10 protein-coding genes are annotated in these 13,985 nt (G+C 67.2%); 4 read left to right on the top strand and 6 right to left on the bottom strand.

Going from position 1 to position 13,985, the window contains the following annotated elements:
• Window positions 1-213: 213 nt before the first annotated feature.
• On the top strand, window positions 214-822 hold the full coding sequence (locus tag ACSAGD_RS14135; RefSeq protein WP_437583410.1) for an SDR family NAD(P)-dependent oxidoreductase: 609 nt from the start codon (window positions 214-216) through the stop codon (window positions 820-822).
• A 10-nt stretch (window positions 823-832) separates the two neighbouring features.
• On the opposite strand, the gene ACSAGD_RS14130 is transcribed toward ACSAGD_RS14135, so the two are convergent.
• Window positions 833-2,140: a GNAT family N-acetyltransferase gene (locus tag ACSAGD_RS14130; RefSeq protein WP_437583409.1), complete on the bottom strand. Its 1,308-nt coding sequence runs from the start codon at window positions 2,138-2,140 to the stop codon at window positions 833-835.
• A gap of 198 nt (window positions 2,141-2,338) precedes the next feature.
• On the opposite strand from ACSAGD_RS14130, the gene phoA reads away from it, so the two are divergent.
• A complete protein-coding gene (gene phoA / locus ACSAGD_RS14125) occupies window positions 2,339-4,255 on the top strand; it encodes an alkaline phosphatase (protein WP_437583408.1) in 1,917 nt (638 codons plus the stop codon).
• 157 nt (window positions 4,256-4,412) lie between these two features.
• Here phoA and ACSAGD_RS14120 read toward each other — a convergent pair whose 3' ends face one another.
• The gene (locus tag ACSAGD_RS14120; protein ID WP_437583407.1) at window positions 4,413-4,781 is read right to left on the bottom strand and encodes an META domain-containing protein; all 369 of its coding nucleotides are present in this window, start codon (window positions 4,779-4,781) and stop codon (window positions 4,413-4,415) included.
• Window positions 4,782-4,902: 121 nt separating this feature from the next.
• Between ACSAGD_RS14120 and ACSAGD_RS14115 the strand changes: the two genes are divergently transcribed.
• Together ACSAGD_RS14115 and ACSAGD_RS14110 are read left to right on the top strand one after the other, a co-directional pair.
• Window positions 4,903-8,037, top strand: coding sequence for an FAD-binding and (Fe-S)-binding domain-containing protein (locus tag ACSAGD_RS14115; RefSeq protein WP_437583406.1), 3,135 nt, complete (start codon window positions 4,903-4,905; stop codon window positions 8,035-8,037).
• A gap of 120 nt (window positions 8,038-8,157) precedes the next feature.
• Window positions 8,158-8,628 carry a DUF192 domain-containing protein gene (locus ACSAGD_RS14110; RefSeq protein ID WP_437583405.1) on the top strand — a complete coding sequence of 157 codons (471 nt, stop codon included), beginning with the start codon at window positions 8,158-8,160 and terminating at the stop codon, window positions 8,626-8,628.
• 199 nt (window positions 8,629-8,827) lie between these two features.
• Here ACSAGD_RS14110 and ACSAGD_RS14105 read toward each other — a convergent pair whose 3' ends face one another.
• The 4 genes from ACSAGD_RS14105 to melA form a co-directional block, all read right to left on the bottom strand.
• Complete coding sequence (locus tag ACSAGD_RS14105; RefSeq protein ID WP_437583404.1) at window positions 8,828-9,346, bottom strand: HXXEE domain-containing protein; 519 nt, start codon at window positions 9,344-9,346, stop codon at window positions 8,828-8,830.
• Window positions 9,347-9,675: 329 nt separating this feature from the next.
• Window positions 9,676-11,052: an MFS transporter gene (locus tag ACSAGD_RS14100; protein WP_437583403.1), complete on the bottom strand. Its 1,377-nt coding sequence runs from the start codon at window positions 11,050-11,052 to the stop codon at window positions 9,676-9,678.
• Window positions 11,053-11,268: 216 nt separating this feature from the next.
• Window positions 11,269-12,468, bottom strand: coding sequence for an MFS transporter (locus ACSAGD_RS14095; RefSeq protein WP_437583402.1), 1,200 nt, complete (start codon window positions 12,466-12,468; stop codon window positions 11,269-11,271).
• A gap of 82 nt (window positions 12,469-12,550) precedes the next feature.
• Window positions 12,551-13,855: an alpha-galactosidase gene (gene melA, locus ACSAGD_RS14090; RefSeq protein ID WP_437583401.1), complete on the bottom strand. Its 1,305-nt coding sequence runs from the start codon at window positions 13,853-13,855 to the stop codon at window positions 12,551-12,553.
• Window positions 13,856-13,985 lie beyond the last annotated feature (130 nt).

Genomic DNA, 13,985 nt, shown 5'->3' with positions numbered 1-13,985 from the left:
TTAAGGGGCAGATGTAGGGATGCCGCTGGGCCACGCGCTGCTGCCGCTTCTCGGAGCCGCGGCGATCGTCTTCGGGATTCTGCTTCTTCTCGAGGGATGAGCGCGAAGCATCCTCCCCGGTCTCTGCTCCCCGGTCTCACGTTTCGGCGAGCTGTGCCGTCTTCATGATGTGGCCGCACAGTGCGCCCAGAAATCAGATCAGAGGAGACAATCGTGACCACAGCTCTCATCACGGGAGGAAACCGCGGTCTTGGCCGCGCGGTCGCCGAGGAGTTGGCGAACCGGGGAATGACCGTCGTCATCGGGGCGCGCAGCGCGAGCGATGGAGCGCGTGCGGCCGAGGAGATCGGACGCGGAGCGACGTCTGTGCAGATGGACGTGACGGATGCCGCGTCGGTACGCGCCGCCGCAGCCGCTGTCGAGGAGCGCCACGGCGGCCTCGACGTTCTGATCAACAACGCGGGCGTGCTGCCCGAGGCGACGAGCCAGCCCACGGAGGTCGTCGACCTCGCGCTGTTCCAGCAAACGTATGCGACCAACGTCTTCGGTGCGGTGGCCGTGCTCGAGGCGTTTCTGCCGCAGCTGACGAACGCCGCGAACGGGCGAATCGTGAACGTCTCGACCGCGATGGGCTCGCTCGCGGATCAGACGAATCCGGCCTCGCCGTACTACGGCATGGTCGTGCCCGCCTATCAGAGCTCGAAGGCGGCGCTCAACGGAATCACGATCGCCCTGGCGAAGGCGCTGGCCGACACGGCGACCCTCCCGGAGGGAGCGCACTCCGGCACGTTCGTCGACAGCAGCGGACCGGTGCCGTGGTGAGCTGAGCGGGTCAGAACCAGAGGCTGAGGCGCGGCGCGACCGGACTGTGCAGCGTCGCGTCGAGCAGAGCCGCCGCCCCGTCGGTGTGCTCGGTGACGCGCGCCGCGCGATGCAGGGAGGTCACCGACGCACCGCCGAGGTAGACAAGCGCCAGGTCGACCTCGGTGAGCGCGACGTGAGCGGCATCCTCGGGCGCATCGCCCGTGACCCGTGTGACCGTCGCGGCACCGGCGTCGTTGACCTTGAGCAGCCAGCGGCCCTCGGCGAACTCCAGAGCGTCGGCGACGTCGAGCACGAAGCGGCCCGCACGTGAGTAGGTGCGCGATTCGAGCGCAGCGACCGGGTCGATGATGCGCAGCCAGAGGTGATCGTACGGCTCGACCTTCACTCCGCGGACGTCGGAGACCTGCCAGAGCACCGGCTCATCCGTCGAGCGCAGGTCCGCGACGACCCGGCGCACCAGGTCGAGCTCCAGAATGAAGCGCCACAGCCCGGCATACGCCTCGTCGGTCGCGGCCGCGAGGTACAGCACCGTCGCCGTGAGCGGCTCGTCGTTCTCGGAGTCCTTCACGCGATACGTCGCGAAGCCCTGCGGGGTGCCCGCGGCATCCGTGTAGAGAACCGCGCGGACGTCCTTCGCCTTGTCGTCTTTGCCGAATTCGCGTCCGACGATGTCGGTCCACGTTTCGTCATCGAGTGCGATCTCGCCGGGAGTGCGCAGCCGCGACCGCTCGTAGAGTTCGCGGCCGACCGTGTCGAGCTCGGAGAGTTCGATGAAGCGCACGCGACCGGGCGCGACCGGTCCGCTCCACCGCGCGCGACGTGTGTCGATGGTGAGCTTCGCGACGCGGGCTGAGGGTGCGAAGCCGTAGCGACCGTAGATGGTGGCCTCGGATGCCGTCAGCGCGGCGACCGGCACGCCGCACGCGCTCGCGGTGCGCAGCTCGTTCTGCAGCAGGTTGCGCGCGATGCCGCGGCGCCGGTGCGTCGGAGCGACCGTCACTGCACTGATCGCCCACGTGGGAACCGTGCCGCCCGGAACGGACATCGGGGTCGTCCACGCGGAGAGCGTCGCGACCGGATCGAGGTCGGAGGTCTCGGCATCCCACACCCCCGTCGCACGACGGTAGCTCGACGAGTTCAGAACGAAATCGAGCTCCTTCTCTTCGAGGCGTGCGCCGTAGAAGCCGCGACCGACGACGTTCGACCAGGCGGCGAAGCGCTCGCGGTCGGTGGTGTCGACGAGATCGAGGCGGAGGCTCTGCTCGCTCAGGTTCGCGACGGACGTGGGGTCGAGAGGGGCGTCGTTGAAATCCACCCGCTCAGCCTAACGCGGGTGACCGACACTCCGGCGACGAAAACCCGTTCCGACGTGGGAGAACTCATGCACTGGCCGTGCGGCCGTCCGAACAGGATGGGTGAGTTCACTCAGCGGTAGCCGAGCGTTCATCGCGATGTTCTCTCGGCTCAGTTCACTGAGAGCGTCCTGACAACGCAGACAGAGGAGAAGAACGAGATGAGACGTCGATCTCGACGTGTGACCGGGGCAGCGCTCGCCGTGGGCGCTGCCGCTCTCGTCGGAGTGAGCGTGCTGACCCCCACAGCCGCATTCGCCGATGTGTCCGACCATGGCGGTGCCGCGCGCAACCCCGACGACAGTACCCAGGCGATCCGCGATTCGCTCGTGGACGGCCCGGCGAAGAATGTGATCCTGCTCATCGGCGACGGCATGGGCGACAGTGAGATCACGATCGCGCGCAACTACGCGTATGGGGCGGCAGGGATGCTTCCGGGCATCGATGCCCTGCCGCTGACGGGCCAGTACACGACGTACTCCGTTCACGAGGACGGCCCGAACAAGGGGAAGCCGGACTACGTTCCCGACTCTGCTGCGACAGGAACCGCGTGGGCGACGGGCACCAAGACCTATGACGGCGCGATCTCCGTCGACGTGGACGGCACACCGCAGCAGTCGCTACTCGAGATCGCCAAGGCGAACGGACTGCGCACCGGCGACGTGAGCACGGCCGAGATCCAGGACGCGACGCCCGCCGTGCAGGTCGCGCACGTCTCCGACCGCAAGTGCTACGGCCCGGACTCGGTGGAGCGCTGCGGGGACGACGCACTCGACAAGGGCGGACTCGGGTCGATCAGCGAGCAGCTGCTCGGCACGCGTCCGGACGTCGTGCTCGGCGGCGGCTCCGCCTCGTTCGAGCAGGTGGCGAAGGCCGGCCCGTGGAAGGACCTGACCCTCTTCGAGCAGGCGGAGCGGCGCGGCTACCAGGTCGCACGCACCGCCGAGGACCTCGCGGGCATCGAGTCGGCAGACCAGAAGAACCCGCTGCTGGGACTGTTCACGCCCGGCAACTTCCCGACCCGGTACAACGCCACCCAGGCGACGGTCGGAGGCGCCGACGGCGACCCGGTGCGCTGCACGGAGAACCCGGACCGCCTCTCGACGGACCTCTCGCTGGGGTCGCTCACGAACACCGCGATCGATCTGCTCGACCGACCCGACTCTGACACGGGCTTCTTCCTGCAGGTGGAGGGTGCGTCGATCGACAAGCGCGACCACGCCGCGGACGCGTGCGGTCAAATCGGTGAGACCATCGACCTCGACGAGGCGGTGAAGGCCGCGCTCGACTTCGCCAAGGAAGACGGCGAGACACTCGTCATCGTCACGGCGGACCACGCGCACTCGAGCCAGATCGTCGACTCGACGCCGCCGACCGCGCTGAGCACCGCGCTCACCACGAAGGACGGCACCGTCATGAAGATCTCGTACGGCACGTCGAAGCCGGGAAGCTCGCAGCAGCACACGGGAAGCCAGCTGCGCATCGCCGGCTACGGCCCCGGCGCGGCGAACGTCGTCGGGCTCACCGACCAGACCGACACGTTCTTCACCATCTCGAACGCGCTGCAGCTGAACACCGACCTCTCGGCGCTGAGTGCCGACGCCGCGATCGCGCTCGATGACACCGCGCTGAAACCGGGCGAGAAGTTCAGCTTCACGGCATCCTCGTTCAATGGCGACCGCCAGGTGAACGGCGTGATCGCGAGCGACCCCATCGACATCGGAACGGCCGACGTGATCGACGGAACCGCGACCTACACCGCGACCGCTCCCACCGAGGAGGGAGCGCACACCATCACGGTGACCGGCGCGCAGACGGGCGTCGAGGCGACCGTCGAGTTCACGGTCACGGCCGACGGCGAGCCGGCTCCGGGCGATGGTGGGGCTGATGGCGCAGGACCGGGTGCCGACGGCGAGGGCGATGACACGGATGCCGCGGCCAGCGGCAGCACGAGCGGGACTCTGCCGTGGACGGGCGCAGACGCGCTGCCGTTCATCATCGCGGCACTGGTTCTGCTGACGGCGGGAGGCGCGCTCACGGTGCTGCGTCGCCGCGCGGCCGCGTACCGCATCGAGTAGCGGCACCTCATACGGTGGCACAGTGACAGAGACGGGCGGATGCTTTCGCAGCATCCGCCCGTCGTCGTGCACGTGCCGTCGTCGTCAGTTTCCGTAGCGATAACGGCAGGCAGCGATTCGGACCTCATCGCCGACGAGTCTGTGCACAAGACGGCGCTCACTCGGCCCGGTCGAGCGTGCCGATCTCGTCGCCCTTCGTGTTGAAGACGGTCATGGTGTCACCGTCGACCGTGGCGGTCTCCGCCTTGCTGAGCCACGTATCGACGCCCTCGCACGCCATGAGCGTGGACGCCAGCTGACCGAACGTGACGGTGTCGCCGTCGACGGTGAAGTTGCCCGTCATGGGGTTGCAGCCGTCACTGCCCGCGACCGAACCGTCATCGCTCAGCTCAAGGTAGGGCTTCGCGTCAGCCTTCTCGCCCCAGGTTCCGTACACATCGGCTCCGTTGCCGGCGCAGCCGGTGAGTGCGAGCGCAAGAACTCCGGCGATGGCGAGGCCGCGGCCGAGCGGCATTCTTCTTCTCATGCTGCTCCACGGTCGGTCTGGTCTGACTCGCATTGTGGCACGGCCTGACGAACTCGCCATGGGGCGGCGTGACGAGGCGCGCCCGGTGGGGTAGACAAGAGGAGGAGAGAGCGAGGATGCCATGGCGCGACGAACGAGGCCGAACAGCGCTGCGGGGCGAGAGCGAGCGGATGCCGGTCGCGGGAGCGCGCCCCGACGCGAACTCGACACGAACGCGCTCGGCACGACGGACGTGCGCTCGCGCGCGATCGACCGCTACAAGTACGCGCACGACGCGTCGCACTACCTTCTTGTTCCCGACACCGTGCTTGTGCCGCGCGATGCCGCCGACGTCGCGCGGATCTTCCGTGCCGCGCGGGACGCCGGACGAGGACTGACGTTCCGCTCCGGCGGCACGAGCCTGTCGGGCCAGGGCGTCTCGGGCGACGTCATGGTGGACGTACGACGGAACTTCCGCGGTGTCACGATCGAGGAGGGCGGCGCCCGCGTGAGCGTGCAGCCCGGCGCCACCGTGCGCAACGTCAACGCGCGCCTCGCCCGTCACCGCACGAAGCTCGGTCCGGACCCCGCGAGCGAGATCGCCTGCACCATCGGCGGCGTCGTCGCGAACAACTCCAGCGGCATGCACTGCGGCACCACTCAGAACACGTACCGCACGCTCGCCTCGATGGTGCTCGTTCTGCCGAGCGGCACCGTCATCGACACTGCGGATGCTGACGCTGACGACCAGCTGCGTCGGCGTGAGCCCGGCATCCATTCTGGCCTCGTCGAGCTGCGCGACCGGCTGCGCGGCAACCCCGACTCGGTGGCGACGGTCGAGCAGCAGTTCTCCATGAAGAACACCATGGGATACGGGCTCAACTCGCTGCTGGACTTCGACACCCCGATCGACATTCTGCAGCACCTCATCGTCGGCAGTGAGGGCACCCTGGCGTTCGTGGCGGAGGCGCGGTTCGAGACAGTCCCCGTCTACGCGCACGTCGCGACGGGGCTGCTCGTCTTCGATTCGCTGCGCGACGCGATGGCCGCGCTGCCCGGGCTCGTGGAGCACGGCTTCGCCACGGTCGAACTGATGGATGCCGAATCGCTGCGCGTCGCCAAGACGCTGCGCGACGTGCCTGACGTCATCGCGCAGCTCGACGTCGACCAGCACGCGGCGTTCCTCGTCGAGGTGCAGTCCGACTCCGCTGAGGAGCTCGCCGAGCTGGCGGCATCCGCTCGCGATCATGTGGCAGGTCTGCCCCTGACCGGAGAACCCGATCTCACGACCGACCCCGCCGCTCGCGCCTCGCTGTGGAACGTGCGCAAAGGCCTCTACACGGCGATCGCGGGCAACCGCCCATCGGGCACGAACGCGCTGCTCGAAGACATCGTCGTGCCCGTCGACAACCTGCTGACCACGTGCGAGCGGCTCACCGAGCTGTTCGCGGAGCACGGCTACGAAGCATCCGTCATCTTCGGTCACGCGAAGGACGGCAACGTGCACTTCATGCTGAACGAGCGTTTCGACGACCCCGACAGCGTGGCGCGCTACGAGCGGTTCACCGATGACCTCGTGACGCTGATTCTCGAGCAGAAGGGGTCGCTCAAAGCCGAGCACGGCACCGGGCGCATCATGGCTCCGTTCGTTCGGCGGCAGTACGGCGACGAGCTGTACGGAATCATGGTCGCCCTCAAGCGGCTCATCGACCCAGAGGGGATGCTGAACCCGGGTGTCGTGCTCTCCGACGACCCGGAGTCGTACATGCGGCACCTCAAGACGGCGCCGACCGTTGAGAGCGAGGTCGATCGCTGCGTCGAGTGCGGGTACTGCGAGCCCGTGTGCCCGAGCCGCCACCTCACGACGACGCCGCGGCAGCGGATCGTGCTGCGGCGCGAGATCGAGCAGGCGCGGGAGCGCGGCGACGTGGCGCTCGTGGCCGAGCTCACCGAGCAGTACGACTACGACGGCGTGCAGACGTGCGCGGTGGATGGCATGTGCGGCATCGCGTGCCCGGTCGACATCAACACGGGCGACCTGGTGCGGCGGCTGCGGCGTGAGCAGGCGGATGCCGTGGCGAGCGCGGCCTGGACGACCGCCGCGAAGCACTGGGGCGCGGCGACTCAGGCGGGGCGCACGGCGCTGACCGTCGCGAAGAAGCTGCCCGCGCCGCTTGTGACAGGGGTGACGGATGCCGCGCGCGCTGCGCTCGGCGCCGACACGGTGCCCCGGTACACGGCGGATCTTCCCCGCGGAGGGTCGGCGCCGCTGGACCGAGCTGCCCCGGCCGCCACTCCTGCCGATGCGCCTGCTCTTGCCCCCTCCACCGCTACCTCTGCCGATGCTTCTCCTGCCGCCTCTACCCCCACCGCTCCCACCGCCCCCTCCGAAGCGCGCTACAGAAACAGCACTGCGCTACAGAAAAACCTGGCGCTGGGGCCCGAACAAATAGCGCGGGAGGGGGACGCTGCGGCCGGGCGTGTCGCCGAGGTGGTGTTCTTCAGCTCGTGCGTCGGCACGATGTTCGGTCCAGAGGCCGGCTCGGACGGAGTGCGTGACGCCGTCGTGCGGCTGCTGGACTACGCCGGCATCCAGATGATCGTGCCGCCGGACGCGGGCGCACTCTGCTGCGGAACCCCCTGGAAGTCGAAGGGCTACGCCGCCGGTTACGCCGCGATGACCACGCGCGTCATCGACAGCCTGCTCGAAGCGAGCCGGGGCGGCGAGGTCCCGGTCGTGTGCGACGGGGCATCCTGCACCGAAGGCCTGCTCGTGATGATCGAGCACGTGCGTGACGCCCGACCCGAGGTCGAGGCCCTTCGCATCGAAGACGCCACCCAGTTCGTCGCGCGTGAGATCGTGCCGCTGCTCGAGCAGACCCCGAGCCGCCTCGCCGCTCGCGTAACAGCGCCGCCGAAGCTGGGCCGCGTCGCGGTGCATCCGACCTGTGCGACCGAGGCCATCGGTGCGACCGCTGCGCTGACGACGATCGCCGAAGCTGTCGCCGACGAGGCCTATGTGCCCGTCGACTGGGGTTGCTGTGGCTTCGCAGGCGACCGAGGGATGCTCCACCCCGAGCTCACAGCGAGCGCCACCGAACCCGAGGCCGCGGAGGTGCACCGCAGTGACGCGGAGGCACCGTTCGATGCCTTCGTCTCGGCGAACCGCCCCTGCGAGATGGCGATGTCACGCGCCACGGGCAAGCCGTACCGACACGTGCTCGAGCTGCTCGCCGAACGGTTCGCGCCGCCTGCCCGCCACTTCACGTCACGGTAGTCACAGGGTGCCAGGTCGCGTGCTAGCGTCTGCGCTGTGCCCAGTCATCGAGGCCGTCGCTGCGTCGTCTTCTCAGGTGCCAACTCCGGGCGGGCGAGCCGATCAGGAAAGGGTCCGCGGATGCTGGTCGTCGTCACCATCGTCGTGATTGGTCTCCTTGCTCTGGCCGCCGTGGGGCTTGTGGGTCTGAACCGCTTCTTGGCTAATCGGCCGCAGGACATTGAGCTTCTACCTCGGCGTACCGTCACCCAGAACGGCCTGACGCTGCACGTACTGGTCCCCGAGACGGAGGAGCAGAAGGGCCGCGGTCTGTCTGGCATCGAGGCGCTGCCCGCGAATACCGGGCTGCTCTTGCGCTCGGTGGACGGGGACACGAGGATCTCGATGCTTGGAATGCGTTTCCCCCTCGATCTCGTCTGGCTTGATGATCAGTGCGCCGTCCTGCACGTGGTCGCCGCGGCGGCACCAGGTCCGTGGCCGCTGTCCCACTCGTCGCCGCACCAGGCCAGCGCCGTGTTGGAGCTTTCCTCCGGGGATGCCGCACGCTACGGACTCGATCGACCGGGTGCACAGATGGAGAGCTGCCCCTAGCCGCGCGCACGGGGGATGCGCGCCCGCGAGAGAGTGCGCTGCGGTCATTAGAGCCTGCCGCGGCAAGCTCTAATGACCGCAGGTGTCACTGTCGCGCACGCAGCACGCAGCACGCAGCACGCAGCATGCAGTAGGCAGTAGGCAGTAGGCAGTAGGCAGGCCGCAGCACGTCATCGCGCAGCACGCAGACCGCAGTACGTCAGCGCGCGATCGAACGACGGCCGAGCACCGCCCACGACACGAGATGCACCGCGACGGTGACCGGCAGTGCCGCCCACGCGACACGTGACGCAGCCCGGTCGTCATCGCGCAGCCCGTGCCGCTTCAGCACCTTGCGGGCTGCGAACCAGTACGGAATCACGACGGTCGGCGACGTCGCGACACCCGTTGTGTACCCGCCGGCGGCGATGCTCGACGCAATGTGCCCGAACCCGTGCAGACCGAAGGCGTAGAGGCCTCCGCGAAAGAACGCCGAGCGTCCCTTCGAACGAATACCCGCAATGGATGCCGCGGCCACGACGCATCCCATGAGCCCGATGCTCAGGTTGACGTGCGCCTGCGACAGCCCCCGGGCCCGAAGCTCCGGCGAGATCGGCAGCCACGCCGGCGCTCGCCGCAGCAACGTCCGCGAGGTCTCGGCCATCGTGATCAGCTCTTCGACGTCATTCGTGGCCCAGGCGGCGAACAGCCCGGCCCCGATCGCGGTCGTGTCTTTCATGCGGCCCCATCTCACTCGGTCTCACCGCTACGGTAACCGCAATCGCGCCGGCACGGTGCTCTGCGGCATCCTGCCCGCCGACGGCAGCCACTCGACTCTGGCCGTCCGCGGAAAGCGCGACGAGCATCCGTACCGGTCCCACGAGAAAGCGCGCTGCGGTCAATAGAGCCTGCCGCGGCAAGCTCTATTGACCGCAGATGTCACTGTCGCGCGACGTTTCGCGAGTGTGTGGACGTGGACGTGGGCGTGGGCGGTGGACGCCGACGTGGACGTTGGCGGTGGACGCAGGCGCAGGTGCCGGTGTGGACGTGGGCGCGTGCGCCCGCGTCCTACTTGCTGAGGCCGTAGATCGGGTGCTTCGCCTGCTCCTCTTCGTGCTCTGGGCCGAGCGGAATCCGTGTGCGGTCGCGCAGCAGAAGCGTCGCAATGAACGCCACGGTCATGACACCCGCGATGTACCACGCGACGGCCTGCGACGTGCCGGTCTGCTGAACGATCCATGCCGAGATCATCGGGGCGAACGCACCGCCGAGCACGGCGCCGATGGCGTACGCGATCGAGACGCCCGAGTACCGGATCGACGCCGGGAAGAGTTCGGTGAAGTATGCCGCCTGCGGCCCGTACGTGAAGCCGTTGCCGACGGTGAACAGCGCGATTCCGAGGAAGAACAGCCACGGGCTGCCGGTGTCGACGAGCGGAAAGAGGAACCACACCGTGATGAGGAAGATGATCCACCCGGCGATGTAGGTGTTGCGCCGGCCGATCTTGTCGGAGAGCCATCCGCCGAGCCAGGTGAACAGCAGCCACACGACCGACGACACGGTGACGGCGACCAGCACGGGTGTGCGCTCCATGCCGACGAGACCGCCCTCCTCGATGGGGCGTGTGGCGTAGCCCTGCAGGAACCCACCGGTCGTCATGTAGCCGGCCGCATTGTTTCCGGCGAACGTCAGAGCGGCGAGAATGACGAGCAGCCAGTGCTTGCGGAACAGCTGGATGATCGGCATCGACGTCTTTTCCTTCTTCGCAGCCATCTCGGCGAAAACCGGAGACTCGTCGACGCTGCGGCGAACCACGATGCCGACGATCACGAGCACGATGCTCAGCAGGAACGGCACGCGCCAGCCCCACTCGACGAACGCTTCGCCGGGGGAGATGACGCCCGTCATGAGTGCGAGAACACCGGATGCCAGCAGGAGACCGAGCGGCACGCCCATCTGTGGGAAGGCGCCGAACTGTCCGCGCTTGCGCTCGGGCGCGTGCTCGACGGCCATCAGCACGGCACCGCCCCACTCGCCTCCGGTGGAGAGGCCCTGCAGAATGCGCAGCAGCACGAGCAGAATCGGTGCGGCGGCTCCGATGACGGCGTGCGTCGGCAGCAGACCGATGAGGGTGGTGGATGCTCCCATGAGAATGAGCGTCCACACGAGCATCGCCTTGCGGCCGATCTTGTCGCCGAGGTGTCCGCAGATGAAGGCGCCGAGTGGGCGGAAGAGGAAGCTCACTCCGACCGAGGCGAAGGACAGCAGAATCGCTGCCTGGGGCCCGAGAGGTTCGAAGTAGAGCGATGCGAACAGCAGCCCCGCCGCGTTCGCATAGAGGAAGAAGTCGTACCACTCGATGGTCGTTCCGATGATGGTCGCGACGGCGACCTTCTTCATATCGGTCGGAGTGGCGTGAGGTGTACCTATCGATGTGTCAGTCATCGTTGACTCCCTTGTCGTTGTGGCTTCAGCGCTGTGTTCCGCGCAGATCCCCGCCAGAGATCATATACGACGTCAGATATTTCGACAAAGGATTTTGTATACGATCGGTATCGTTTCGTGATCAGGGTGCACGAGCTCAGACCCTCTGTAGGGGTCAGGATTGCGGTTCGTGGCTCGAAGTCATGGCCGTGACGGGGTCGGTGGATGCGAGTGAGGCTACGCGAACGTGGTGCGGGGTCGCAGCATGACGACGAGCGCCGCGATCACGACGCTCACGACCGCGAGCATGACGAAGCTGGCCGGGAACGACGTGGCCGTCGCGAGAGTCCCGACCAGGGCGGAGCCGAGGCCGGTGCCGAGATCGAAGCCTGCGTTCCACACGACACTGACGACGTTGCGCGCGCGATCGCCGGCTGCCGCGAACGCTTCGACGAGGGTGACGTTCTGCAAACCGCCGTACGCGGTCCCGATGAACGCCGAGCCGACCAGCAGAAGCGCCGTGTGCGCGGCATCCGTCCCGCCTGTCACGCCGAAGGCGACGCCCATAGCCCCCAGCGCAGCGACCACGAGCAGCGGTGCGATGAAGCGACGGGCACCGAACCGGTCCGCGACGCCGCCGAAGAACCAGCGGCTGAACGCGCCGAGACCGGTGAGGGTGAGGAGCGCGAGCACGACGTTGGTGGTATCGGTGAGCATGGTCGGGGCGAACGTCAGCACCGCGCCGCCCGTGCACGTGATCGTTAGCAGCGCGATGATCGGCATGACGACGGCGCGCGTGCGCACCGCAGCGATGCGTGAGCCCTGCGGAGCCACGTCGATCGGCGAGGTCTTTGGGGGTGGGGCGAGCGCGAGGCGGCGTCCCAGCACGATCGCGAATGGAATTGCGGCGACCGGCGCGGCGCCGAGCGCGAAGACGACGGAGAAGTCGATGTACTCGGCGATCCACGGCGCGGCCGGGATGAGTACGAACTGGGGCATCGCGATCGCGAGACCGTAGGCGCCGATCGCCCGGCCGCGGCGCTTCGGCTCCACGAGCGCGGCGACGGCGGATGAGCCGCAGACCGTGATGATGCCGAACCCGATACCGCGGGCGGCCGCGAGACCGAGCACGAGCGGAAGCTGGTCGGAGAGCAGGTGCAGAATCGAGGGCGCTCCGAGGAAGAACACGCCGATCACGAGCATCTTGGTCCACCCGAGCACGCGGAGACCGGGCGCGACGAGCATCTGGGTCGCGACGGTCACGAGCATGAGCAGCCCGTTGACGAGCCCGATCCCGAAGCTGTCCGCACCACCGTGCGAGGCCCAGAGGGGCGCCACCGGCATCAGCAACGAGAAGCCGCTGAACGCGAGTGCGGTGGTGACGAGCAGAGGGGGAATTCCGGGAAGCGTCCAGACTGACGGCTTGCGCTCGGTCACCCGTGCCTCCCCTCGTAGCGGCACAAGCCTACCGAAGGAGTGAGGGGCAGAAGGATGCCGCGCAGGGGTGATCGCCTCGAAATCAGATGTGCACTCGCAGCCCCTCCGGCAGATGGGCGGAGTGCGCCGCGGTCAGCTCATTGCAGATGTCCCACAGAGCTTCGGGAGTCACGCTTGAGGTCGCATTGGGGTCGGCCAGCAAGGCCTGCCGTACGAGTAGCGGGTCTTCTCGGCGAGCCGCCTCGATCGTCGCTCCGGCCACCGCGGCATAGGCCCGATTCACAGTGACGCATGCGCGCGGAAGCGGACCCATCGGTACGGGGTGGATGCCGTCCCCGTCGACGACGCATGGCACTTCGACGACTTCTGCCTCAGGGAGGTTATCAATGAGGCCTCTGTTCGGAACATTGCCGTGGATCTCACGCTTCGTGCCTGTCACGATCGAGTGAATGAGCTGAGGTGCGTATTCAGTTGCATCCTCCTCGAGTGCGACGTCGTTGCCATTGTCCAGCACCGTACGTGTGTGCTCGAACTCGGCGACGTTGTCTTCGCTGATCTGCAGGTACTCAAGAGGAGTTAGGCGGAAACGATCTCGCTGTTCGGCCGAACGAAGGAACCACGAGAGATACTCTGACGAGTGTTCGCTGGTTTCAGTGGGGTAGTACCCGACTCGCCGGAAGATCTCCGCACGCACCCTACGTTGGAGCTGTGGGTCATCGTCGATGCGCTGTCGCAGCCGCGGATAGAGGTTCTCGCCATCACGGTCTGTCCACTCCAGCAACCAGGACTGATGGTTCAAGCCGGCAGCTCGGTAGTGGGTTTCGTCAACCGCGAGGCCTACGAGCTCCGCGAGATCATGGGCGGTCCAGTAGACGCTGTGGCAAAGCCCGATTGTGCGAATCTCGGGGGCGACAACCCCAGCCCACCAGACATTCATCGTCATGGGGTTCGTGTAATTGAGGAAGTACGCGTCTGGACAGACCTCGGCCATGTCGCGCAGGATCTGCGTGAGCACGGGGAATGTGCGAAGCCCTCGAAAGACGCCTCCGACACCCGTCGTGTCTCCGATCGTCTGCAGGAGGCCATGGCGTGCAGGAATTTCAAGGTCGAAGCGGGTTCCATCGATACCGCCCACCTGGATCATGTTGATGACGAAGTCAGCGCCTTCGAGTGCGCGGCGTCGATCGGCGGATGCAGTGATGCGTGCGCGAGCGTCCAGCTGACTCGACACGGAGTGAGCGGTTGCTTCAGCGACGCGCAGGCGCTCTGGACTGATGTCGTGCAGCGAGATCTCAAGCTCGCTGAAGTCAGGAAACCGCAGGAGATCTGCCAGCAGTTGCTTTGTAAAGACGACGCTTCCAGCGCCGACGAAAGTGACTCGTGTCATAGGAGCATTGTGGCCGCATCACTCAGATTTGTGGATAAAGCGATCAGTATTTCTGAGCGAGCGCTCGTGAGAATGTGTTCAAATTGCTGTTATGAGTCACATGCTCCCATCTGCGAGTCAGCCCATCGTT

The sequence above is a fragment of the Paramicrobacterium salitolerans genome (genome assembly GCF_051513965.1).
GTDB lineage: Bacteria > Actinomycetota > Actinomycetes > Actinomycetales > Microbacteriaceae > Paramicrobacterium.
This window is presented reverse-complemented; position numbering and strand designations above follow the sequence as displayed.

Excerpts from the sequence above, each read along its gene's own strand:
- phoA (WP_437583408.1), top strand. The coding sequence starts at position 2,339 with ATGAGACGTCGATCTCGACGTGTGACCGGGGCAGCGCTCGCCGTGGGC.
- ACSAGD_RS14120 (WP_437583407.1), bottom strand. The coding sequence starts at position 4,781 with ATGAGAAGAAGAATGCCGCTCGGCCGCGGCCTCGCCATCGCCGGAGTT.
- ACSAGD_RS14115 (WP_437583406.1), top strand. The coding sequence starts at position 4,903 with ATGGCGCGACGAACGAGGCCGAACAGCGCTGCGGGGCGAGAGCGAGCG.
- ACSAGD_RS14110 (WP_437583405.1), top strand. The coding sequence starts at position 8,158 with ATGCTGGTCGTCGTCACCATCGTCGTGATTGGTCTCCTTGCTCTGGCC.
- ACSAGD_RS14105 (WP_437583404.1), bottom strand. The coding sequence starts at position 9,346 with ATGAAAGACACGACCGCGATCGGGGCCGGGCTGTTCGCCGCCTGGGCC.
- ACSAGD_RS14100 (WP_437583403.1), bottom strand. The coding sequence starts at position 11,052 with ATGACTGACACATCGATAGGTACACCTCACGCCACTCCGACCGATATG.
- melA (WP_437583401.1), bottom strand. The coding sequence starts at position 13,855 with ATGACACGAGTCACTTTCGTCGGCGCTGGAAGCGTCGTCTTTACAAAG.